This is a genomic window from Gillisella vitis (assembly GCF_021559775.1).
GTDB classification, from domain to species: Bacteria; Pseudomonadota; Alphaproteobacteria; order Rhizobiales; family Rhizobiaceae; genus Allorhizobium; species Allorhizobium ampelinum.
In genome coordinates, this window is sequence record NZ_CP056048.1 from 722,628 (window position 1) to 743,782 (window position 21,155).

Genomic DNA, 21,155 nt, shown 5'->3' on the forward strand with positions numbered 1-21,155 from the left:
GAGTTACCTCATGCATAGGGATCGGCTGCATCGCGCAGGCCGTCGCCAAGGAAGTTCAGGCTGAGGACTGCGACCACCACCGCCACACCGGGTGCCAATAGCCACGGAGCCTGGGTCAACGCCCGCAGGTTTTGGGCATCCTGAAGCAGCACGCCCCAGCTGACGATGGGCGGTTGCAGGCCAAGGCCTAGGAAGCTCAGCGATGTCTCGGCAAGGATCATCGTCGGGATTGCCAGTGTTACGGCGGCGATGATGTGGCTGGTGAAGGAAGGCATCATATGACGTCCGATCACCCGCATTTCACTGGCCCCGTCCAGCCGTGCGGCGGTGACGAAATCCTCGGTGCGCAAGGACAGGAATCGGCCTCGCACCACCCGCGCCATTTCTGTCCAGCCGATCAGCGAGAGAATGACCAGGATAACGAAATAGACCTTGAGCGACGACCAGTCCTTCGGCATGGCGGCGGCCAGCCCCAGCCACAGCGGAATGGTCGGGATGGAGCGGATAAACTCGATGGTGCGCTGGATGACGCTATCGATCATCCCGCCGAAATAGCCGGATATGCCGCCCAGGATCAGGCCGATCACCAGGCTGAGAAACACGCCGATCAGGCCAATCGACATGGAAATCCGTGTGCCATAGATGACGCGCGACAGGAGATCGCGGCCAAGCCGGTCGGCACCCAGAATATAGAAAGGCTTGGTATGATCGAGCGGGCCGATGAAGTGCAGATTAGTGGTGAACAGGCCCCACATGTCATAGCTTTCGCCACGGGCAAAAAACTCGATGGGGATGATCGCATTGTCATCCACCTGGAAAACCCGGGTGAAGGATTTCGGATCGACCACATTCTTATAGCCCTTCACATGCGGCAGGAATTTGCCATCGTGAAACAGGCTGATCGGTTGCGGCGGCGCGAATGTATATTGCGGCTTGAAGGTTGTCGGCAGGGTTGGCGACAGGAATTCTGCGAAAATCGCCAGGAAATAGATCGCTGCCGTAGCGATCAGGCCAATCATCGCCAGCTTGTGGCGGCGGAACTTGAACCACATCAACGCCCATTGCGAGGAGACCACCATGCGGTCGCCGGTTGTCTGATTGTCCAGCAAGGGTTCTTTTGGCGTGCCAGCGCCTGTCGTGGCTTGGGGCAGGGGGGAAGATGTTACGCTCATGTCAGACGAATCCTTGGATCGACGATGGCAAGCAGGATGTCGGACAGCAGCGTACCGACCAGGACCAGGCCACCGGTCATCAGCAGGAAGGCACCGGCCAGGTACATGTCCTGGGATTTCAGCGCCTGCAAGAGAAGAGGTCCGGCGGTGGGCAGGTTCATCACAGTGGAGACGATCAACTCGCCGGAAATCAGGGTCGGCAATACCCAGCCGACGGTGGAAATGAAGGGATTAATGGCAACGCGCACCGGATAGCGCAGGATCGCCCGTCTTTCTGGCAGCCCTTTGGCAAGGGCCGCTTCCACATAAGGCTTGCGCAATTCGTCAAGCAGATTGGCGCGCATGACGCGGATCAGCGCCGCCGTGCCGCTGGCCCCCAGGATGATCACGGGGATCCAGACATGCTTGAGAAAATCCCCGATTCGGGCCAATGACCAGGGCGCATTGGCGAATTCCGGCGAGAACAGCCCACCGACGCTCTGGCCGAAGTGAATGGTCGCCACATACATCAGCAGGATGGCCAGCAGGAAATTCGGGATTGCCATGCCGATAAAGCCCAGCAGGGTGAAAAGGTAGTCGCCCGGAGAGTATTTGCGCACGGCGGAGTAGATGCCGATCGGCAGGGCCGTCAGCCAGACGAACATCAGGGTGATGAAGGCGACCAGCGCCGTCATCCCCATCCGCTGCATCACCAATTGGCTGACAGGCTGGTTCCACTCGAAGGAATAGCCGAAATCGCCATGCATCACGCCGCCAATCCAGTGGACATATTGCAGCACGACCGGCTCGCCAATGCCATAGCGCTGGCGCAGGGTCTCCAACTGGGCAGGAGACATGGTGTCGCCGGTTTCAGCCGCCTGGGCGGCCAGCGTCGAGACAAAATCGCCGGGCGGCAACTGGATCACCACGAAGGTCAGAAGCGAAATGGCAAACATGGCTGGGATCATACCCAGCACGCGCAATGTGATGAACCGTAACATCGACGATCCTTTCCGGGGTCTTGCGTTCCTGTCCGTTGAGATCGGCAGGGGGAGGCGGTGTGACCAAAAGCTTTGTCTTCGGGGCGCCGGCCGAGCAGCGCAAGGTTGGGCAAGCGCCACACGGACGACGCCCCGAAGTCGGGAGGAGCTCACTTTGAGTTTGCCTTAGGAAAAGTGGAAACCGGCTTTCCCGAAAAGACAAACGAAAACAAAAGGCTCTAGTTCTGGATGAACCATTGCTCGGTATTGCTGGGTGCCGGGCTTGGATAGACCCAGGAGGTCGGCGCATTGTTCATCACGTTGTGCAGGTTCTTGGCCTTGACGGCGAAGCCAGCGGGCGGTGTCGAAATCGCAATCGTGTAGAACTGGTCGGCGGCAATATCGAGAATCTGCTGGAACAGCGCCGTCTGCTTGGCCTGATCGGTGGTACCCTTGATCTGGTTATAGAGATCCCACTGTTTCTTGACCGGCTCCGGCGGCTCTTCTCCGCCTTGCATCTTCAGATAAGCCTTGCCCCAGGCGACCGCATAGTTGGATTCAATCGAGACCGGCATATAGAGGCGCGGATCAAGCAGGGCATCGACGCCATACCCTTCGCCGGTCCACAGTGCCACGTCATGGTCGTTATTGTTCTTGACCTCATAGAACCGCGTGCGGTCCATCGATTGGAAGCGCGCATCGACGCCAACGGCCTGCCAGTAGCGAATGACCAGTTCGGCAACATCGCCCCAGTTGGACAGCGCCGCAGGCGTGATGACGGTAAAGGTCAGGCGTTTGCCATCAGGGCGAAGCCGGAAGCCATCGGCATCCTTCTTGTCGAGGCCGATGCTGTCGAGCAGCTTGTTGGCCTTGTCAGGGTCGTAATCGAGATATTGATGCGCCAGCCGGTCATTGGCGTAGAGGGTGTTTTCGTTTGGCGCCACCTGTTTCGGCTGCGTCAGGCCCAGATAAATCGCATCGATGACCGATTTGCGATCAATGGCGATACTCATCGCCACCCGGAAATCCTTGTTGCCGAAGATCTTGCGCATCTCCGGGTCCTTATGGGTCATATTGAAGGAAAAGGACGTGTCCGCACCCTGGCCGGTAATCCGGTCGATCAACTCGTACCCACCCTTGTCCGCGCCTTCGTTCAAGACTGGACGGTTCTGGTTCACACCGATATGGCGTTCCTGATAGTTGATCTTGCCGGCAATCGCCGCCAGTAGCACGGTCTGCACATCTGAATTGACGCTATAGCGGGCGCCATCGAGATAAGGCAGCTGGTTGCCCGCCGGATCGACCTTCCAGTAATAGGGATTGCGCTCAAACGTCACCTGGGTGGCGCCGGACACATAGGGGTCCTTGATCTTCCAGGGGCCGAGCACGGGCATGTCTGGATTGCGCCAGCGCTGTACCTGCTCGATTTCCAATCCGCATTTGTTGGTCAGATGCTCGATCCAGCTGGCATCACCGGCATCCTTTGCCAGCTTTTCGGCATCCGGATTGAATTTCGGCATGAACTGGCCGCAATATTGCTTCGACATCAAGGTGAGCTGCGTGCCGAACACGCCCGCGACATTCATGAGGAACAGGCCGTTCGGGCCGGAGAATTTGATGGTGACGCTGGTTGGGCTGTTGACGGTCGCCACCGGCAGCTTGCCCCCCACCAGCATCCAGGCGGGCTTGGCCGGAAACAGCTTGTCGTCGGGAAGCACGTCATTGACCATGAAGGCGATGTCTTCGGCGGTGAAATCCATGCCGTTCGACCATTTCATGCCCTTGCGCAATTCGAAGGTGAAGGTCGTGGCATCATCGCTGGCTTTGTAGGAGGTGGCGACATTGGGAATGATCTTGCCCGACCATTCCCGGTCCCAGGCCATCAGCGGCTCGTAGCCCGTCAGCTTGGCCAGTGCGTTGCGGTCATTGCCGCCCACCAATCCGCCGGTCTGGTAGCCGCCATAGACGCCGACACGTTCGACCATGTCCTCGACACGCGGATTTTCTGGCAGACGTTTTTCGACCGGTGGCAATTTGCCTTCCTTGACCAGCGCATCAAGCTGCGGCGCCTGATGATAGTCCTGGGCAATCGCCATGACCGGCATGCCCACCAGTGCGGCAAGCGCTACTGTGGCAAGCAGTTTTCTGGTCTTCATCGTGTTTTTCCTCCCGAAGAAATATCTTTTATGATGGGTCGAAGTCACTTTGCTGCATTCGCAAGCCAAACAAGACAGACGCTCCCGGGCCTATCCTGTTGGCTGTTGTTTCTTACTGTTTCCAGGGCTCGATCAACCGTGCCAGAATATCCACCTCTTCCGAGGTCAAATCCGTCAGAGGCGGACGGACCGAACCGGCGGCAAAGCCCTGAAGACGAACGCCAGCCTTGATGGCCGCGACCGCATAGCCCTTCTGGCGGCTGCGCAAATCCATGAAGGGGAAGAAGAACCGGTTGAGAATGCTTTCGCAGGTCGCCCGGTCGCCAGCCCGCAGCGCCTTGTAAAAATCGCAGGCCAGTTGCGGCACGAAATTGAAGACAGCCGACGAATAGGTGGAGAAACCGGCACCCAGATAGGCCTCGGCAAACAATTCCGCCGTTGGCATGCCGCCGATATAGGTGAGGCGGTCGCCCAGCGTCGCGGTGATGCGGCGCACCAGGCCGAGTTCGCCTGTGCCATCCTTGAAACCGATCAGATTGGGGCAATCATCGGCCAGGCGCTGGATGGTTTCGGTTTGAAGCACGCAATTGTCGCGGTTGTAGACGGTGACGCCGAAGCCGACCGCATCACAGACCGCCTTGACATGGGCATAGAGGCCCGCCTGCGGCGCATCGATCAGATATTGCGGCAACAGAAGAATGCCGTCGCCACCGGCCTTTTCGATGCCCTTGGCGATTTCAACGGCAACCCTTGTGCCACCGCCGCAGCCGCCGACGATAGGCACGCCATTCGATGCCGCCTTGGCGGTGGCGACGATGCCAGGAATTTCATCCGGCGACAGCGAGAACATTTCGCCAGTGCCGCCAGCGGCAAACAGCACCGTTGCGTCATAGCCCGAAAGCCAATCGATATGCGCGCCATAGACATCCGGGTTGAACTCGCCCTTGTCATCGAAAGGGGTGACGGGAAAGGACAGCAAGCCTGCGCCCAGTGCACGTTTCAGTTCATTCGGTTCCATGGTCCGCCTCTCCTGCGTTCAACTGCTCCGTGCCACACGATCTTCTTCGCGAAAGACTTGAACGGGCACCTATCCTCGTGCTTTATAATGACTGCAACCGAGTCATATCATGATTTCTAGCGAAGTCATATTATGATTTAAAACACCTGTCCAGTCGAATTCCGTTCAATATTTGCCCTATCCCTTTATGGAGATTTTCATGGCCAAAGCCCCATCGCCGAATGAAGCACAGCGCAAGCCAAGGCTGGCCGAAAGCGTCATCGAAGCCTTGCGTGCCGATATTGTTGGCGGACGGCTGGCGCTCGGCACACAATTGCCGACCGAGCCAGGGCTGATCGAGCGGTTCGGGGTCAGCCGCACGGTGATCCGCGAGGCATTGGCCGAGTTGCGTGCCGCCGGTCTTGTCGATGCTCGTCAGGGCAAGGGCGTCTTTGTTGTTGATGACCTGCCCGGACAGGAAATGCGCCTCAGTACGGAAGAGCAGCGGAGCATTCCGAAAACCCTGGAAATGCTGGAATTCAGGGTGGCAATCGAGACGGAAGCCGCAGCGCTTGCCGCCGTGCGCCGCTCTTCGGCGCAGGAATACGAGATCCGGGCGGCCAATGAGGTGATGGCGGATCTTGTCGCCGAAAAAGCGCCGACGTCCAAGGCGGATTTCGATTTTCACCTGGCTATCGCCCGGGCCACCAATAACAGCTATTATCTAAGCGCCTTGCAAAGCTTTGGTCCGCAGGCCATTCCGCGCTCCAACTTGCCCAACCTGGCCTCTTCACGCAGCGAAACCTATCTTTCGCAAGTGGTGGAGGAGCATGGTCGGATTGCTGATGCCATTTCCGGTCAGGACCCGCAGGGTGCGCGCGCCGCGATGCGCGAGCATATCGAGAAATCCCAGGAGCGGCATCGGGCGCTGGCCCGGAATCTGCGCAAGGAGGGCGGCTGAGGCGCATTGATATTTGCGCTTCTGCTTGCCTATCCTCTATGGTCTTGGCATTGCGTCGCAAAATAATCAAAAGGCAGGTTTTATGACCAGAGAGATCTTCATCCGCAATGCGTCCGATTATGCGCTGGGCGGCAAGCTGGCCAAGGATCTGGCTCAGCTTATCGCACGCCGCTCGGTCAGCCAGTCGGAAGGCAGACCAGAGGATCTGCAAGCCTATCTGATGCAGGATATTCAACCGCTGCTGTCGTCGCTTGGCTTTGCCACGGAGATTTTCGCCAACCCGAGAGAAAATGGCGCACCGCTTTTGATCGGCAGCCTGATCGAGGACGCCAGCCTGCCGACCGTGCTGATCTATGGGCATGGCGATGTCTGTAATGGCGAGGCGCATCGCTGGCGCGACGGGCTCGACCCTTTCGTGCTGCATCAGGAGGGGGATAAGCTCTACGGGCGCGGCACGGCGGATAACAAGATCCAGCATCTCATCAATATCAAGGCGCTGGAACTGATTTTGAAGGAGCAGGGCAAGCTTGGCTTCAACGTCAAGATTATCATTGAAATGGCTGAGGAAACCGGCTCCTACGGTTTGCGGGAGTTTTTCCAGGCTAAGCGCGAAGCCCTTGCCGCCGATGTGCTGATCGCATCCGACGGGCCGCGATTGGCTGCTGATACACCGACCATGTTCATGGGCTCACGCGGCGGCTTTGCCTTCAACCTCATCGTTAACTTGCGCGACGGCGATCACCATTCCGGCAATTTCGGTGGATTGCTGGCCGATCCGGCGATCATTCTCGCCCATGCCATCGCCACGATTGTTGATGCGCGGGGCCAGATCCAGATCCCGGAATGGCTGCCGACCAGCCTGACCCCTGACATTCGCGCTGCCCTCAAGGACCTGCCGTCCCGCAAGCATGACGCGGACTGGGGGCAAGCGGATCTGACGCCATCCGAGCGGATCTTCGGCTGGAATTCCATGGCGGTTCTGGCCATCTCCTCGGGCAATATTGAGGCGCCGCAAAATGCCATTGCCGGATCGGCGCGGGCCACCTGCCAACTGCGTTTCGTGGTGGGAACGGATATGGAGGGCATTCTGCCTGCCCTGCGCCGCCATCTGGATGCCCATGGGTTTCCCATGGTGGTGGTGGAGCCAGCGCGTGGCGAGGCCTTCCGGGCCACTCGATTTTCCCCCGATCATCCCTGGGTGCGGTTTGTCGAGCAATCGATAACCCGCACCAGTGGCAAGCCGGTGCATGTCCTGCCCAATCTGGCGGGCTCGCTGCCCAATGACGCCTTTACCGATATTCTTGGCCTGCCGACTATCTGGATTCCCCATTCCCATGCCGAATGCGGCCAGCACGGGCCGAACGAGCACGCTCTTCTGTCCATTGCCGAAGAGGGCATGCGGGTGATGACCGGCCTGTTCCTGGATATTGGCGAACAGGCTGCCGCGTTGAAATCCGTTTGAGACTTTGGGCCAGTTGATTGCATCAGGAATTCTGATATTCATTCGTCAAACGCCTTGTTTTCGGATGAATATCAGCAATGAGCAGAAATTTTCTTGTGATCGACCCGGAAGACGGCATGGCGGTTCTGAAAGGACTGGCCTCGCCATTGCGGATCGCAATGCTCAAGCTGTTGCATGACAAGGGCGCGATGAATGTCAATGACATCGCTGCCGAACTGTCGCTGCCGCAATCCACTGTCTCCACCAATCTTCAGGTTCTGGAAGACGCGGGATTGATCCGCACCGAGAGCCAGAAAGCCCGCAAGGGCAGCCAGAAGATCTGCTATCCGACTGCCGAGGAGGTGCTGGTTGTCTTCAAGAGCGAGCGGCGCAAGATCGATGCCCATGCCATCGAAGTCGCGATGCCAATCGGGCTTTATACCAGCTATGAGGTGACGGCACCCTGTGGTCTTTGTTCCCCCGAAGGCATCATTGGCTTGCTGGACGTCCCCAATACCTTCCTTGATCCGGAACGGATGAAGGCCGGGCTGATCTGGTTCACCAGAGGCTATGTGGAATATCAATTCCCCAACAATGCCAAGCTATCTGGCAGCAGAATCCGCGAAATCGAAATTGCCATGGAGTTGAGTTCGGAAGTACCCGGCACCAGTGCCGACTGGCCATCCGACATCACTTTGTCGATCAATGGCACGGATGTCGGAACATGGACCTCTCCCGGCGATTTCGGTGACAAGCGCGGTGTTTATACGCCCGACTGGTGGAAGCTGAAGGGCTCGCAATATGGCAAGCTGAAGAATTGGCGAATTTCCTCAGAGGGCACCTTCGTTGATGGCGTCAAGATTTCATCCGTCGATCTCAATGCCATCGATCTGCTGGCCCATCACTCCATTCGGGTGCGGATTGGTGTGCGTGACGATGCGCGCCATCCCGGTGGGATCAATATTTTCGGACGCGGATTTGGCAATTACGACCAGGATATCGTACTCCGTATCCGAACAGAGTGAATATCAGCTTTGGTGATTGAAAGATTTTCAGCGCGAATACCGACCGTCATGCCGTTGTCACATTGTTGTCATTGAGATTTTGCTGTGTTGCAGCATTGATTTTCATGTCTTTTAGGTCGCTTTTCAGCTTGACGCTTTGCCAAAATCGCTATTTTATATCCGATAAGATGGTTTAAATCATCATATTGGATATATATAGGGAGGATGACATGAAGGCGACCGTTCTGGCGCATGCCGATTTCAGCATTGCGGAGATTGATCCACGGCTCTACGGCTCCTTCATAGAGCATCTGGGCCGGGCAGTTTACACCGGTATTTATGAGCCCGATCACCCAAGCGCCGATGAAAACGGCATGCGCCGCGATGTCATCGATCTGGTTCGGGAGTTGAACGTGCCGATTGTCCGCTATCCCGGCGGCAATTTCGTTTCAGCCTATAATTGGGAAGACGGCGTTGGCCCTAGGGATCAGCGCCCGGTTCGTCTCGATCTCGCTTGGCATACTTCCGAGAGCAATGAGGTCGGTCTTCACGAGTTTGCCGATTGGTGCGCCTCTGTCGGCACGGAGATGATGCTGGCCGTCAATCTCGGGTCGCGCGGGCTGGATGAGGCGCGCAATTTTCTGGAATATGCCAATCATTCCGGCGGCAGCTATTGGAGCGATCTGCGTATCAGCAATGGTAGGCCGCAGCCTTTTGATGTGAAGCTCTGGTGCCTTGGCAATGAAATGGACGGCCCTTGGCAGATCGGCCACAAATCCGCGGATGAATATGGTCGCCTTGCCCATGAAACCGCCAAGGCCATGCGGACCTTCGATAAATCGCTGGAACTGGTGGTCTGCGGTTCGTCCAACGCCAAGATGCCGAGCTATCCGCAATGGGAAGCGACCGTTCTCGACCATACCTATAATGAGGTCGATTATATTTCCCTGCATATGTATTTTGACAACAAGGCAGGCGATACGCCCAATTATCTCGCCCAGAACAAGAAGCTGGATGATTATATCGTCTCGGTATCGGGTGTGATTGATTTCATCAAGGCCAAGAAACGCTCTTCCAAGAACGTCTATATTTCCTTTGATGAATGGAATGTCTGGTATCATTCCAACGAGCAGGACAAGGCGATCCTTCAGGGCAATGACGGCTGGCCCTTTGCGCCGCCGTTGCTGGAAGACATCTATAATTTCGAGGATGTGTTGCAGGTCGGGCTGATTATCAACACTTTCATCCGCCGTTCCAACGTGGTGCGCATCGCCTGCCTGGCGCAATTGGTCAATGTGATCGCGCCAATCATGACGGCGCCGGGCGGTCCAGCCTGGCGGCAGACGATTTTCTATCCGTTCCTGTTCGCCTCGGTGCATGGCCGTGGCACGGCGCTGGATCTCAGGGTGAAAAGCCCGACCTATACGGCGTCTGCCGTCGGTGAGGTCGACAGTCTCGACATTGCCGCCGTGCATGACACGGCGGATGGCTCGATTGCTTTCTTCATCGTCAATCGTTCAGAGGCGGCCATCGAGACCACATTCGATTTGCAGGGGTTTGGCACCGCGCCATCTATCGCCGATTATCAGGTGATGACCCATGCCGATTTGAAGGCGGTCAATACGCAGGAGCGGATGACGGAGGTTGCGCCACGCCCCGGCGAGGGGCTGGTTATCGACGGCACAAGCCTGACGGCGTCGTTTCCGGCGCTGTCCTACCAGATGATCCGGGTGAAGGTTCGGGATGTCTCCTAGGGGGAATGGATAATTCCTGACCTTGCTAAACCTGGGAGGAGGATAGCGATGACGGCACAGATCGAAATCAGCAATGTCAGCAAGACCTACGGCGCCATGACCGTGCTGGATGGCTTGTCGCTGTCCATTCCGGCCCATGAATTCGTGGTCTTCCTCGGTCCGTCCGGCTGCGGAAAATCGACCTTGCTGCGGATGATCGCCGGGCTTGAAAGCGTCGATGACGGCGAAATCCGCATCAATGGCGAGCGGATTGACGGACTGCCGCCCGGTCAGCGTGATGTGGCTATGGTGTTTCAGTCCTATGCGCTCTATCCGCATATGACCGTGCGCCAGAACATGGCCTTCGGGCTTGAGAATATTCAGGTTTCCCGATCGGTCATTGATGCGCGTATTGCGGAAGCGGCGCGGATGCTGGAAATCGATCATCTGCTGGAGCGCAAGCCGGGGCAGCTTTCCGGTGGTCAGCGCCAGCGCGTGGCGATTGGCCGGGCGGTGGTAAAGGAGCCCAAAGCCTTCCTGTTTGATGAGCCGCTCTCCAATCTGGATGCCGCGCTGCGCACACGCACCCGGATCGAGTTAGCGCAATTGCATCAACGGCTGCGCTCGACAATGATTTTCGTCACCCATGATCAGACCGAAGCCATGACGCTGGCCGACAGGATCGTGGTGATGAACAATCGTCGCATCGAGCAGATTGGCACGCCGATGCAGATCTATGAGCGCCCGGCAACCCGGTTTGTTGCCGGTTTCGTCGGGTCGCCTGCAATGAATTTTCTCGATATTACCGGCTTTACCCCCGGCGGATCCGGCATGATCGCCACCTGCGGCCAGAGCCTGCGCATCGAAACCCATATCAGTCCGAAAAATGCGGCGTCGGCGGTTGCGCTCGGTATTCGCGCCGAGGCGGTTCACGTCACGCCTCCTGAGGGCGGGGACGTTGATGGCACTATCGATGTACTGGAGCGTCTGGGTGATCGGACGCTGATCTATACACGATTGCAGGATGGGCAGACTGTGGTGGCCGCAACGACGGGGCAGACGCGCCTGAAAATCGGCGATCGCATTGGCCTTGGTTTTGACGGTGAAAAAGCACATCTTTTCGATGCGGATGGCACCGCCCGGCATGCGGAGGTGCTCTCCGATGGCTGACCGCTCTTCTGTCCAGCCGGGTGTGGGCCTGCCGGGTACGGGCCTTCGCCGCCGTTCGGCCCCTGCGTCGATGAGCATTCATGCTCCGCGCTGGAGCCATGCGTTATTCGTGGCGCCTTACCTGACATTTTTCACCACGCTTCTGGTTTTTCCCCTGATCTGGGGCATTTGGCTGAGTTTCCATAAGGCCGATATGTTTTCGAGCGGGCGGTTCGTCGGCTTTGATAATTATCTACGGCTGTTTCGCGATACCGTTTTCATCCAATCGATCTGGAATACCTTCTATTTCGTGGCATTGACGGTGCCGACGCTGGCGGTGCTCGGGCTATTTCTGGCGCTGGCGCTCAACCGGCAGACGCGGACGGCGGCGGTTTTGCGAACCCTATTCTTTGCGTCCTCGGTCTTGTCCGTCACCATTGTCACGCTGGTCTGGCGGATCGTGTTCATTCCGCAAGTCGGCTTGCTCGCCACCATTTTCAGTTGGTTTGGCGCAACGGCTCCCGCCGCTCTGTCCGATCCGGACCTGGCGATGATCGCGATTGCCATTGCCACCGTCTGGTGGTGCCTTGGCCTGCCGATGATGCTGTTTCTGTCGGCTTTGCAGCAAATCCCTGGCGATATCTATGAGGCGGCGGCGCTGGACAATGCCAGCCGTTGGCGGACGCTGACGGCCATCACCCTGCCATCCATCAAGCGCACCTTCCTCCTGGTGGTCGTCATTCAGATTGTCTTGCAATTCCAGCTATTTGGCCAGGCGCTGTTGATGACGCGGGGCGGGCCGAACAATGCGACCAGACCCATCGTTCTCTATATCTATGAAGTTACCTTCCGCCGCTGGGATCTCGGTCTCGGGGCCGCAGCCTCCGAAATCCTCTTCATTCTGATCCTGCTCGCCGCCATGGCGCAATATCTGATAACCAGACGCAATGGAGCCGGAAGCAGGGGAGATGCGGCATGAGCGGCTTTTCCTCTTCTCACAGCAAGCTTGGCGACCGGATCGTCCTTGGGCTGGTCGTGCTGTTATCCCTCGTGATGCTTTTGCCCATACTCTGGGTGATCGGATTGTCGCTGAAGGAAAACAGTGTGCTGATGGCCGACCCCAATTCGGTGTTTCATCCGCCCTATATCATCAGCAACTATCTCAATATAATCCAGACATCCTCGGTGTTTCGCTGGATTCTCAACAGCCTGATCGTTTCGATCAGCCTGACCATCGGCACGCTGATCCTGTCGTCGCTGGCTGGCTACGGCTTTGCCCGGCTGAATTTTCCAGGCCGGGATGTGCTGTTCGTGGTCGTGCTGTTCGGGCTCGCGGTGCCGGAACAGGCGGTTCTGGTTGCCCGCCACCAGATTTTCAGCATGTTGAGCCTGCACAATACCTATCCGGGCCTTGTGCTGCCCGGCCTATCCAGTGCTTTCGGCGTCTTTTTGATGACGCAATATTTCCGGGCCATTCCGCGCGATCTGGATGAGGCGGCCCTTCTGGACAATGCCAGCCGGTTCCGGATCTTCTGGAAAGTGCTTTTGCCTCTGACGCTGCCCGCCCAGGCGACACTTGGCATTTTCACGTTCCTGGCGTCCTGGAACGACTATTTCTGGCCGCTGATTTCCGCCTCCAGGAAGGATATGTATACGCTGACAGTGGGGCTTGCCTCAACCCAGACCAATTTCGGCCAGTCGGAAGGCCTGGGCTTTCTGATGGCGCAGGCGGTGTTTGCTGGAGCGCCTATCCTTATCATCTATCTGTTTTTCCAAAAATATATCGTCACGGCGGTGTCGGGGGCAGCCGTTCGGTAGCGTTTGCCCTGACATTACAAGCAAGAAGATAACAGGAAACACGTGGGAGGAGAGACCATGAAAGCGACGCCAATCAAATCGAGGATCATGAAACTGATGCGCACCACCATTCCGGTGGTGGCACTGATGATGGGCCATGCCGCCTTCGCGGCGGAGCCTGTGGAACTGAACGTCCAAAGGTTCTTCGGCGCCTGCGATGCCGAATATGGCAGCAATACAGACGTCAGCAAATCGGTCGGCGAATGTGGGATCATGACCTCGCTGATCAACAAGTTCAACGCTGACAATCCCGACATTCATGTCTCGGTGGCGACGGTGGAATGGCCGGGCTATGACCAGCTCAACGCGCAATTTGCCTCCAACGATCCGCCTGACATCGTCACCATCCATGAATCGGCCTTGTCGGATTATCAGTCCAAAAACCTGATCATGCCGCTGGACGAGCTTTTGGCCACCCAAGGCATCAAGCCTGAAACCTTTACCGAGGCGGCGCGGCAGGGCGCGACCAAGGACGGCAAGTTCTACGGATTGCCGATCGACAGCTGGACCATGCTCTACCATATCAATATGGATCTGTTTAAGCAGGCGGGTCTCGTCAATGCCGATGGCACACCGATCCTGCCGAAATCCCCGGAAGAGCTTCTGGCCCAGGCCGAACAGTTCAAGCAGAAAACCGGCAAGCCGTATTTCGTGCAGAATCTTGCCAATGAGACGGCGCTTTATATGCGCAACCTCTATACCTATCTGTTCCAGCAAAACTCTGATTTCTTCGCTGATCCGACCCATATCAAGCTCGACACGCCTGAGGCCAAGCGGGTGGTGGAGATGTACCGGACCATCTACGCCAAGGGCTATACCACCAAGGACATGGATTACGGCGCCTCGATCACTGCCTTTCTGGCCGGTGCCGGCGGTGTTCATCTGAATGGCACCTGGATGATTGGCGATTATAATGCCTCGGCTGCCAAGCCGGGCACGGCGCTGAACAAGGGCGGTTATGCCGTTTATCCCTATCCGCAGCTGTTTTCCGGCGACCACGCGCAGTTTGCCGATGGTCACACCTGGGCTGTTTCCGTCAAAGACCGGACGCCCGAGCAGACCAAGGCCGTGGCGCGGTTCCTGAAATTCTTCGTCGACAATGATTTCGATTGGTCGCGCACCGGCCACCTGCCATCCGTGCAGGCTGTCCTGACTTCGGATGCCTTCAAGGCACTGCCGCATCGCGACACGGTGTCCGATATTGCCCAGCTTGGGCGGCCATTGCCATCGCAAGTGCAGCGCCAGTTCCCGATCCAGGACATTATCGGTGAAGAAATGAGTGCTGCGGTGACCGGTCAGAAGGATGTCGACGCGGCCTTGAAGGATGCCCAGAGCCGGGTGAATGACCTGCTTGGCAATCTCTAAAAACAAGATAGGTGAGCGCCTAAAGCCAAAAGCCTTGGGCGCTTCCATATCAAATTGCCGATACCAGCACGTCTGCGCGCGCTGCCAAAATGGCCTTGCAGGCCGTGGCGGCCTCCTTGCCCTTGATGACGAAATGCTCCCTGAAGAAGGCGATATGCGCCTCGCTTTCCTGGAAATTGTGGGGTGTCAGTACGGCCGAAAGCACCGGCACTTCGGTATCGAGCTGCACGCGCATCATGCCGTCCAAGACGGTGGCGGCCACGAAATCATGGCGGTAAATGCCACCATCCACCACCAGCGCGCAGCCGAGGATGGCGCGGTATTGTCCGGTTTTGGCAAGCGTCTGGGCATGAAGGGGAATTTCCAAGGCGCCCGGCACATCCACAATGTCGATCTCGGCGGCAGTGCCGCCAAGCGCCTGCCATTCGGCGACGAAGGCGTTTACGCATTGATCAACGATCCCGGCATGCCAGCGGGCGCGGATGACGGCAATACGGTTTGGTTCAAGTCTTGCTGCGATAGTCATGTCTCTGCCTTTCAAGGGTCAGCCAAACAGAGTTGGCTGGAACACCGCACGGAGGCGGCCAATTTTCCCTTGGGCGAACAGCAGGGCACACCCGTTCAGGAGACGGATCTCCGCTGGGGTATTTCCTGCATGCTCTCTTCCATCCGGACTATACCGTCGGCTCCGGCATCGCACCGGATCTGCTGACCTCCCAGGTTGCCCTGAAAGCGCTCGCGGGCTCCGGGCAAGCCCGATACCGCCGGTGGGGAGTTTCACCCCGCCCTGAGAACAGTTATAACATAGAATTGAAGTTGCAGAAATTGCAAGGCCGTTTTTCTCATTATTCGGTAGATTAGAGTTTGTCAGGGAAAAGTGGAATCCGGTTTTCCCGAAAAGACAAACGAAAACCAGAGAATTTAACGTCTGTCGTCTGCGGTTTCTTCCAATATCCAGTCTCGAAAAGCCTGCAAAGGTGGGTGTGAACCGCGTTCATTCGGCCAGACGAGATAATAGGCCTCGGTGCTTTGCATCGGCCGGTCGATAGCCTTGACCAGGCGACCGGAGGCCATTTCCTCCTCAATCAGGAATTCAGGCAGCAGCGCGACGCCAAGCCCTGCCATCGCGGCTTGAGCGGCTGTTGCAAACTGGTCAAACAACATGCCACGTACCTGGTCTGACTGCACATCATTGCTGGCAAGCCAGCGTTCCCATGCGTCGGGGCGGGTGGTGAGATGGAGAAGAGGGGCCTGGCGCAGATCCAGCGGGGTCTGAAACCGGTAGGTGTCACGCAACTCAGGGCTACAGGCGGGAATGACGGTTTCAGAGCGCAGCAGCGACATTTCCGCCCCCTGCCAATCGGCCAGACCGAAGTGAATGGCAGCATCGACCGGCTCCAGCCGGAAATCGAAATAGGAAAGCTTGGTGACGAGATTGATGGTAATGCCGGGATGGCGGCTGAGAAATCCCGGCAGGCGCGGCGCAAGCCATCGGGTGCCGAAGGTGGGCAGGATGGCGAGATTGAGCGTCCCTCCGAACGGATTGGCCTTCAGCGTCAGCGATGCGGTGCTGATGATCCGCAGCGCATCGCGGATTTCGCGGGCATAGATGTTGCCGCCTGCCGTCAGCCGGATCGTCTGGCGTTCACGGTGAAACAGCTCGACGCCGAGCTGTTCCTCCAGCGCCTTGATCTGCCGGCTGACCGCGCTTTGCGTCAGGCTCAATTCCCGCGCTGCCGCCGTGACGCTGCCGGTGCGGGCCGCGGCCTCAAAAGCCGAAAGAAGATGCAGGGATGGCAGGAAACGGCGGGGACTTTGCATGGAGGCTCCGGGTATCACCAGATCAGATGAGAATATGAGATCGTCTTCTATAGGCGGTCTTTTGCCTGAGGTCATTCCATTTGGGAAAGAACTCTTGCAGAAACATCGATAATTGCGCACTGGCGGACTGGTTCAGCACTTGCTAGTGTTTTGGCAGAATAATTGCTGCCGTTTTGCCCGGCTTCCGGTTCGGTTGCGATATAAGGGAACTGTCATGCAGGGGAATCCAAGATCGCACGGGCTATGGGAGCGAACCGCGCCATCGCCGCCACCCACATCGGTGCTCACCGACCACCTGATTGCCGATGTCGTCGTGGTCGGTGGCGGCTATACTGGGCTGTCCGCTGCCTTGCATCTGGCCGAGGCCGGGGTTTCCGTTGTGTTGCTGGAAGCGGTCGAGATCGGCTTTGGCGGCGCGGGCCGTAATGTCGGGCTGATCAACGGCGGCATGTGGGTGATGCCGGACGACGTGCCGAAGGTGCTTGGCCCTGTGCATGGAGAGCGGGCGCTGAAGCAATTGGGCGAAGCGCCGCTCTTGGTGCGCGAGACAATCGAAAAACACGGTATCGCCTGCGAGTTGGAAACCAATGGCACGCTGCATCTGGCCGTGGGTAACGCCGGGTTGGAGGAATTGCAGAACCGTCACCGGCAATGGGTAGCGCGCGGTGCGCCGGTGGAGCTTCTGTCTGCCGAGGAAACGGCATTTCGCGTCGGAAGCACTGCCTATGCCGGTTCATTGTTTGATCCCCGGGCCGGAACGCTGCAACCGCTTGCCTATGCGCGGGGGCTTGCTGCTGCCGCCATTCGCGCCGGTGTGCGGATTTTCACCTGCAGCCCGGTGGTGGAAACTGAGCGAGAAGGCGAGAGCTGGGTGGTGAAGACCGCGTCCGGCCATGTCTCCTGCCGCTGGATCATCGTTTCCACCGATGCTTATTCCACCGGTCCCTGGAAAAGTGTGCGGGAAGAGCAGATGCATCTTCCCTATTTCAATTTCGCCACCGTACCGCTTGGAGAAAATTTGCGCCGCTCTTTGTTGGCGAACCGCGAAGGCTGCTGGGATACACGGGAAATCCTGTCGTCTTTCCGCATGGATCAGGCCGGTCGCCTGGTGTTTGGAAGTGTCGGCGCACTACGCCATGGCGGGGCTGCGGTCCACCGCGCCTGGGCAAAGCGCAGCCTGAAGCGGCTGTTTCCGCAATTGGGCGATGTCGAGTTCGAGACCGAATGGTATGGCAAGATCGGCATGACGAGCGATGCCGTGCCGCGCTTCCATCGGTTTGCCAAGCGGGTTGTCGGCTTTAGCGGCTATAATGGCCGTGGCATTGCGCCCGGGACGTCTTTCGGGCGGACATTGGCGCAATTGGTTCTGGGCGAGATCGGCGAGGCGGATCTGCCCTTGCCGCTGTCTGAGCCGGAAACCATTGCGTTGCGTGCGGTAAAGGAAATCTATTACGAAGCGGGCGCGCAAATCGCTCATCTGGCGGATAGCAGGTTCTGATCCGGTCGCCACTCAACACCATTCACATGCAAACGACGTTTCAAGGAAAGATCATATCGATGTCGAAACTCAACCTGCCTGCCGATGTATCGCGCATTCTTGCAAATCTCGGTATTTCCGCCGGGACTTTGTCGGGCGGTTCGCTGACGGTCACATCGCCTGTCGATGGCAGCACGCTTGCTACGCTTGCAACGGTGTCCAGCGATGAGGCAAGCAAGGCCATCGACAAGGCACATGCCGCTTTCTTAGCGTGGCGCATGGTGCCAGCCCCCAAGCGCGGCGAATTGGTGCGCTTGCTGGGCGAGGAATTGCGGGCGCATAAGGACGATCTCGGTCGTCTCGTGTCCATTGAGGTTGGTAAGGTCACGTCCGAAGGGCTTGGCGAAGTGCAGGAAATGATCGACATCTGCGATTTCGCGGTCGGCCTGTCGCGTCAGCTCTACGGCCTGACGATTGCCACGGAACGCGGCGAACACCGGATGATGGAAACCTGGCATCCCCTCGGCGTCACCGGCATTATCTCAGCCTTCAATTTTCCGGTGGCCGTCTGGTGCTGGAATGCGGCGCTGGCACTGGTTTGCGGCAATTCAACCGTCTGGAAGCCCTCGGAAAAGACACCGATTACCGCCCTTGCCACCCAGGCGATTTTCGAGAAAGCCGTTCGCCGTTATGTGGCCGCTGGCGGCAGCGCGCCGGACGGGCTTTCAACCGTGCTGATTGGTGAGCGCGCCATTGGCGAAGTGCTGGTGGATCATCCGAAAGTGCCATTGGTTTCGGCCACCGGTTCGACAGCCATGGGCCGGGCGGTCGGTCCGCGTCTGGCGGCCCGATTTGCCCGCTCGATCCTGGAACTGGGTGGCAATAACGCCGCCATCGTTGGCCCAACTGCCGATCTCGACCTGACCCTGCGCGGCGTGGCCTTTGCCGCCATGGGCACGGCTGGCCAGCGCTGCACGACGCTTCGCCGCCTGTTCGTGCATGACAGCGTTTACGACACGCTGGTTCCCCGGCTGATCAAGGCCTATGGCTCTGTCACCATCGGCAATCCGCTGGAGACCGGCACGCTGGTTGGACCGTTGATCGATGGCCGCGCTTATGAGGCGATGCAAACGGCGCTGGCTGCGGCAAAGGCGGCTGGCGGCGTGGTGCATGGCGGCATGCGCGTGCGGGAAGAAGAGGCTGCCTCGGCCTATTATGTGCGTCCCGCCCTGGTGGAAATGCCCTCGCAGACCGGGCCGGTGAAGGATGAAACCTTTGCGCCGATCCTCTATGTGATCCGCTACAGCGATTTTGATGCCGCATTGGCGCTGAATAACGATGTGCCGCAGGGCCTGTCCTCATCGATCTTCACCAACGACCTGCGCGAAGCCGAGGCGTTTCTATCGGATCGCGGCTCCGATTGCGGCATTGCCAATGTCAATATCGGCCCATCCGGTGCGGAAATTGGCGGCGCTTTCGGGGGCGAGAAGGAAACCGGTGGCGGACGCGAATCCGGCTCGGATGCCTGGAAAGCCTATATGCGCCGCGCCACCAACACGGTGAATTTCGGACGCTCGCTGCCCTTGGCCCAGGGCGTGAAATTCGACGTCGAATGATCATTTGCCGCCATACTCCCGGTAGAGACCGGGAGTATGGCGGCGATACTTCAATCCTTTACGGGCTGAATCTGTTGCAGCCAGAGATAATAGGCCGAGTGGTCGAGATCTGCGCCGCCTTTGTTCTGCACCAGGTCGGTGAAGCCCGCCCGCACCGTTTCCGATAGCGGCAGCGTCAAATCGTGCTCGGCGGCGACCGAAAGCGCATTATTTAAGTCTTTCAACTGCGCGGCGGACCGTCCGCCCGGTGTGAAATTGCCGGTCACCATCCGCTCACCATGCAGGTCCAGAATCCGGCTATCGGCAAAGCCGCCCCGTAAAGCGCCGCGTAGCGTTGCCGGATCGCATCCTGCCGATTGTGCCAGCCGAAAGGCTTCCGCGACCGCGCCGATGGTGACGGCGACGATCAACTGATTGGCGAGTTTCGCCGTCTGGCCGGTGCCAACTGGCCCCATCAATGTCGGGCGGCCCAGTTTTTCGAAAACCGGCACGGCGGCTGCGAAATCCTCCGGCGCGCCACCGACGAAAATCGATAGTGACTTTGCCTTGGCCCCAGCCACGCCACCGGAGACGGGGGCATCGAGGAAACGCTTGCCCATTTGCTGGGCCAGCGCCGCAAGATCGCGGTCGCAGGTCGGTTCTACCGATCCCATGTCGATAATCAGCGCGCCATCGCCTGCCGCTGCCATTGCGCCGCTGTCCTCAAGTGTGGCGCGGGTGGCCGGGCCATCGAGCAGCATGGAAATGACCACATCCGCACCTGTGGCGGCCTCTGCCGGGCTGGCGGCAATGCGGGCCACGTCGGACAAGGCCTGCGCCTTTTGTGGGGAGCGATTCCAGACCACGACCTCGAAATCCGCCGCCAGATGACGGGCCATTGGCTCTCCCATCAAGCCAGTGCCGAGAAAGGCGATCCGCGTCATGACAGTTCCGCCCCAATGGCAGAAAGGGCTGCGCGTGCCACGTCTTCGTCCTGTTCGCCCGAGCCGGAGCCGATCCCGATCCCGCCGAGCAACATGCCGTTGACCTTAATGGGCAGGCCACCCTTCAGCCCCGTCGCTTCGCCTTGGGTTGCGGCGGCCAGCAACAGCTTGGCGTGGTCGGGAACGCTGTGGCTGGGAGCGGCAAGCGAGGCTGCTGTCCGCGCCTTGGCCCTCGCACTTTTTAAGGAGAGATAACGCGACCCGCGCATCCGAAACGAAGCCAGCTCTACGCCGCTGTGATCGACAATGATAATGCATTGCGGCTGGCCCATCGCCGTCGCAGCATCAATTGCAGCGCGCAAAAGTGCTGCGACGCCTTCGTCGGTCAAGGCGCTTGAAGGTATCGTAAAGCTCATGGCATGCTCTCCCTTGGCAGTTTCTACCGGTCATGTTATCGATACCATATTCGAACCGGCCCAGCTTGGCGAGTAGGAATAGGCGTTCTCACCTGTCACGGTCAGTTT

The 21,155-nt window shown here is 58.4% G+C and carries 18 protein-coding genes and 1 riboswitch; of the genes, 10 read left to right on the top strand and 8 right to left on the bottom strand.

Going from position 1 to position 21,155, the window contains the following annotated elements; translation table 11 throughout:
* Window positions 1–8: 8 nt before the first annotated feature.
* The 4 genes from AVCG78_RS20265 to kdgD form a co-directional block, all read right to left on the bottom strand.
* Complete coding sequence (locus tag AVCG78_RS20265; RefSeq protein ID WP_139191380.1) at window positions 9–1,172, bottom strand: ABC transporter permease; 1,164 nt, start codon at window positions 1,170–1,172, stop codon at window positions 9–11.
* The gene (locus tag AVCG78_RS20270; RefSeq protein WP_012654022.1) at window positions 1,169–2,152 is read right to left on the bottom strand and encodes an ABC transporter permease; all 984 of its coding nucleotides are present in this window, start codon (window positions 2,150–2,152) and stop codon (window positions 1,169–1,171) included. The genes AVCG78_RS20265 and AVCG78_RS20270 overlap by 4 nt, the downstream gene beginning before the upstream one ends.
* Window positions 2,153–2,370: 218 nt before the next feature.
* On the bottom strand, window positions 2,371–4,287 hold the full coding sequence (locus AVCG78_RS20275) for an ABC transporter substrate-binding protein (RefSeq protein WP_071204134.1): 1,917 nt from the start codon (window positions 4,285–4,287) through the stop codon (window positions 2,371–2,373).
* Window positions 4,288–4,399: 112 nt separating this feature from the next.
* A complete protein-coding gene (kdgD, locus tag AVCG78_RS20280) occupies window positions 4,400–5,305 on the bottom strand; it encodes a 5-dehydro-4-deoxyglucarate dehydratase (RefSeq protein ID WP_071584419.1) in 906 nt (301 codons plus the stop codon).
* 199 nt (window positions 5,306–5,504) lie between these two features.
* On the opposite strand from kdgD, the gene AVCG78_RS20285 reads away from it, so the two are divergent.
* The 8 genes from AVCG78_RS20285 to AVCG78_RS20320 all read left to right on the top strand — a co-directional run bounded on the left by AVCG78_RS20285 (window position 5,505) and on the right by AVCG78_RS20320 (window position 14,794).
* Window positions 5,505–6,245: a FadR/GntR family transcriptional regulator gene (locus tag AVCG78_RS20285; protein WP_071204191.1), complete on the top strand. Its 741-nt coding sequence runs from the start codon at window positions 5,505–5,507 to the stop codon at window positions 6,243–6,245.
* An 82-nt stretch (window positions 6,246–6,327) separates the two neighbouring features.
* Window positions 6,328–7,707 (top strand): M20 family metallopeptidase, encoded by a 1,380-nt coding sequence (locus AVCG78_RS20290; protein WP_071204193.1) that lies wholly within the window; start codon window positions 6,328–6,330, stop codon window positions 7,705–7,707.
* 77 nt (window positions 7,708–7,784) lie between these two features.
* Window positions 7,785–8,711 carry an ArsR/SmtB family transcription factor gene (locus AVCG78_RS20295; protein ID WP_071204138.1) on the top strand — a complete coding sequence of 309 codons (927 nt, stop codon included), beginning with the start codon at window positions 7,785–7,787 and terminating at the stop codon, window positions 8,709–8,711.
* A gap of 209 nt (window positions 8,712–8,920) precedes the next feature.
* The gene (arfA, locus tag AVCG78_RS20300; RefSeq protein WP_071204140.1) at window positions 8,921–10,444 is read left to right on the top strand and encodes an arabinosylfuranosidase ArfA; all 1,524 of its coding nucleotides are present in this window, start codon (window positions 8,921–8,923) and stop codon (window positions 10,442–10,444) included.
* 48 nt (window positions 10,445–10,492) lie between these two features.
* Window positions 10,493–11,593, top strand: a complete 1,101-nt coding sequence (locus AVCG78_RS20305; RefSeq protein ID WP_071204142.1) for an ABC transporter ATP-binding protein — start codon at window positions 10,493–10,495, stop codon at window positions 11,591–11,593.
* On the top strand, window positions 11,586–12,551 hold the full coding sequence (locus AVCG78_RS20310) for a carbohydrate ABC transporter permease (protein WP_139191381.1): 966 nt from the start codon (window positions 11,586–11,588) through the stop codon (window positions 12,549–12,551). Before AVCG78_RS20305 ends, AVCG78_RS20310 begins: the two co-directional genes overlap by 8 nt.
* The gene (locus AVCG78_RS20315; protein WP_071584418.1) at window positions 12,548–13,390 is read left to right on the top strand and encodes a carbohydrate ABC transporter permease; all 843 of its coding nucleotides are present in this window, start codon (window positions 12,548–12,550) and stop codon (window positions 13,388–13,390) included. The genes AVCG78_RS20310 and AVCG78_RS20315 overlap by 4 nt, the downstream gene beginning before the upstream one ends.
* A gap of 87 nt (window positions 13,391–13,477) precedes the next feature.
* Window positions 13,478–14,794: an extracellular solute-binding protein gene (locus AVCG78_RS20320; protein WP_071584554.1), complete on the top strand. Its 1,317-nt coding sequence runs from the start codon at window positions 13,478–13,480 to the stop codon at window positions 14,792–14,794.
* Window positions 14,795–14,843: 49 nt separating this feature from the next.
* On the opposite strand, the gene AVCG78_RS20325 is transcribed toward AVCG78_RS20320, so the two are convergent.
* Window positions 14,844–15,320 (bottom strand): 6,7-dimethyl-8-ribityllumazine synthase, encoded by a 477-nt coding sequence (locus AVCG78_RS20325; protein WP_071584417.1) that lies wholly within the window; start codon window positions 15,318–15,320, stop codon window positions 14,844–14,846.
* A gap of 127 nt (window positions 15,321–15,447) precedes the next feature.
* Window positions 15,448–15,593, bottom strand: a riboswitch (FMN riboswitch).
* A gap of 122 nt (window positions 15,594–15,715) precedes the next feature.
* Window positions 15,716–16,615, bottom strand: a complete 900-nt coding sequence (locus AVCG78_RS20330; protein ID WP_071584416.1) for a LysR family transcriptional regulator — start codon at window positions 16,613–16,615, stop codon at window positions 15,716–15,718.
* Window positions 16,616–16,829: 214 nt separating this feature from the next.
* On the opposite strand from AVCG78_RS20330, the gene AVCG78_RS20335 reads away from it, so the two are divergent.
* Together AVCG78_RS20335 and amaB are read left to right on the top strand one after the other, a co-directional pair.
* Window positions 16,830–18,113: an NAD(P)/FAD-dependent oxidoreductase gene (locus AVCG78_RS20335; RefSeq protein WP_071204151.1), complete on the top strand. Its 1,284-nt coding sequence runs from the start codon at window positions 16,830–16,832 to the stop codon at window positions 18,111–18,113.
* Between the two features lie 59 nt (window positions 18,114–18,172).
* Window positions 18,173–19,708 carry an L-piperidine-6-carboxylate dehydrogenase gene (amaB, locus tag AVCG78_RS20340; protein WP_156582612.1) on the top strand — a complete coding sequence of 512 codons (1,536 nt, stop codon included), beginning with the start codon at window positions 18,173–18,175 and terminating at the stop codon, window positions 19,706–19,708.
* A gap of 50 nt (window positions 19,709–19,758) precedes the next feature.
* Here the strand turns inward: amaB and AVCG78_RS20345 are convergent, their stop codons facing one another.
* Window positions 19,759–20,631, bottom strand: coding sequence for an NAD(P)-dependent oxidoreductase (locus tag AVCG78_RS20345; RefSeq protein ID WP_071204153.1), 873 nt, complete (start codon window positions 20,629–20,631; stop codon window positions 19,759–19,761).
* Complete coding sequence (locus AVCG78_RS20350; RefSeq protein ID WP_071204155.1) at window positions 20,628–21,047, bottom strand: GlcG/HbpS family heme-binding protein; 420 nt, start codon at window positions 21,045–21,047, stop codon at window positions 20,628–20,630. The genes AVCG78_RS20345 and AVCG78_RS20350 overlap by 4 nt, the downstream gene beginning before the upstream one ends.
* Between the last annotated feature and the right edge of the window lie 108 nt (window positions 21,048–21,155).

Bases quoted from the DNA above. Each gene is read 5' to 3' on its own strand.
- AVCG78_RS20265 (WP_139191380.1), bottom strand. From the start codon at position 1,172: ATGAGCGTAACATCTTCCCCCCTGCCCCAAGCCACGACAGGCGCTGGC.
- AVCG78_RS20270 (WP_012654022.1), bottom strand. From the start codon at position 2,152: ATGTTACGGTTCATCACATTGCGCGTGCTGGGTATGATCCCAGCCATG.
- AVCG78_RS20275 (WP_071204134.1), bottom strand. From the start codon at position 4,287: ATGAAGACCAGAAAACTGCTTGCCACAGTAGCGCTTGCCGCACTGGTG.
- kdgD (WP_071584419.1), bottom strand. From the start codon at position 5,305: ATGGAACCGAATGAACTGAAACGTGCACTGGGCGCAGGCTTGCTGTCC.
- AVCG78_RS20285 (WP_071204191.1), top strand. From the start codon at position 5,505: ATGGCCAAAGCCCCATCGCCGAATGAAGCACAGCGCAAGCCAAGGCTG.
- AVCG78_RS20290 (WP_071204193.1), top strand. From the start codon at position 6,328: ATGACCAGAGAGATCTTCATCCGCAATGCGTCCGATTATGCGCTGGGC.
- AVCG78_RS20295 (WP_071204138.1), top strand. From the start codon at position 7,785: ATGAGCAGAAATTTTCTTGTGATCGACCCGGAAGACGGCATGGCGGTT.
- arfA (WP_071204140.1), top strand. From the start codon at position 8,921: ATGAAGGCGACCGTTCTGGCGCATGCCGATTTCAGCATTGCGGAGATT.
- AVCG78_RS20305 (WP_071204142.1), top strand. From the start codon at position 10,493: ATGACGGCACAGATCGAAATCAGCAATGTCAGCAAGACCTACGGCGCC.
- AVCG78_RS20310 (WP_139191381.1), top strand. From the start codon at position 11,586: ATGGCTGACCGCTCTTCTGTCCAGCCGGGTGTGGGCCTGCCGGGTACG.
- AVCG78_RS20315 (WP_071584418.1), top strand. From the start codon at position 12,548: ATGAGCGGCTTTTCCTCTTCTCACAGCAAGCTTGGCGACCGGATCGTC.
- AVCG78_RS20320 (WP_071584554.1), top strand. From the start codon at position 13,478: ATGAAACTGATGCGCACCACCATTCCGGTGGTGGCACTGATGATGGGC.
- AVCG78_RS20325 (WP_071584417.1), bottom strand. From the start codon at position 15,320: ATGACTATCGCAGCAAGACTTGAACCAAACCGTATTGCCGTCATCCGC.
- AVCG78_RS20330 (WP_071584416.1), bottom strand. From the start codon at position 16,615: ATGCAAAGTCCCCGCCGTTTCCTGCCATCCCTGCATCTTCTTTCGGCT.
- AVCG78_RS20335 (WP_071204151.1), top strand. From the start codon at position 16,830: ATGCAGGGGAATCCAAGATCGCACGGGCTATGGGAGCGAACCGCGCCA.
- amaB (WP_156582612.1), top strand. From the start codon at position 18,173: ATGTCGAAACTCAACCTGCCTGCCGATGTATCGCGCATTCTTGCAAAT.
- AVCG78_RS20345 (WP_071204153.1), bottom strand. From the start codon at position 20,631: ATGACGCGGATCGCCTTTCTCGGCACTGGCTTGATGGGAGAGCCAATG.
- AVCG78_RS20350 (WP_071204155.1), bottom strand. From the start codon at position 21,047: ATGAGCTTTACGATACCTTCAAGCGCCTTGACCGACGAAGGCGTCGCA.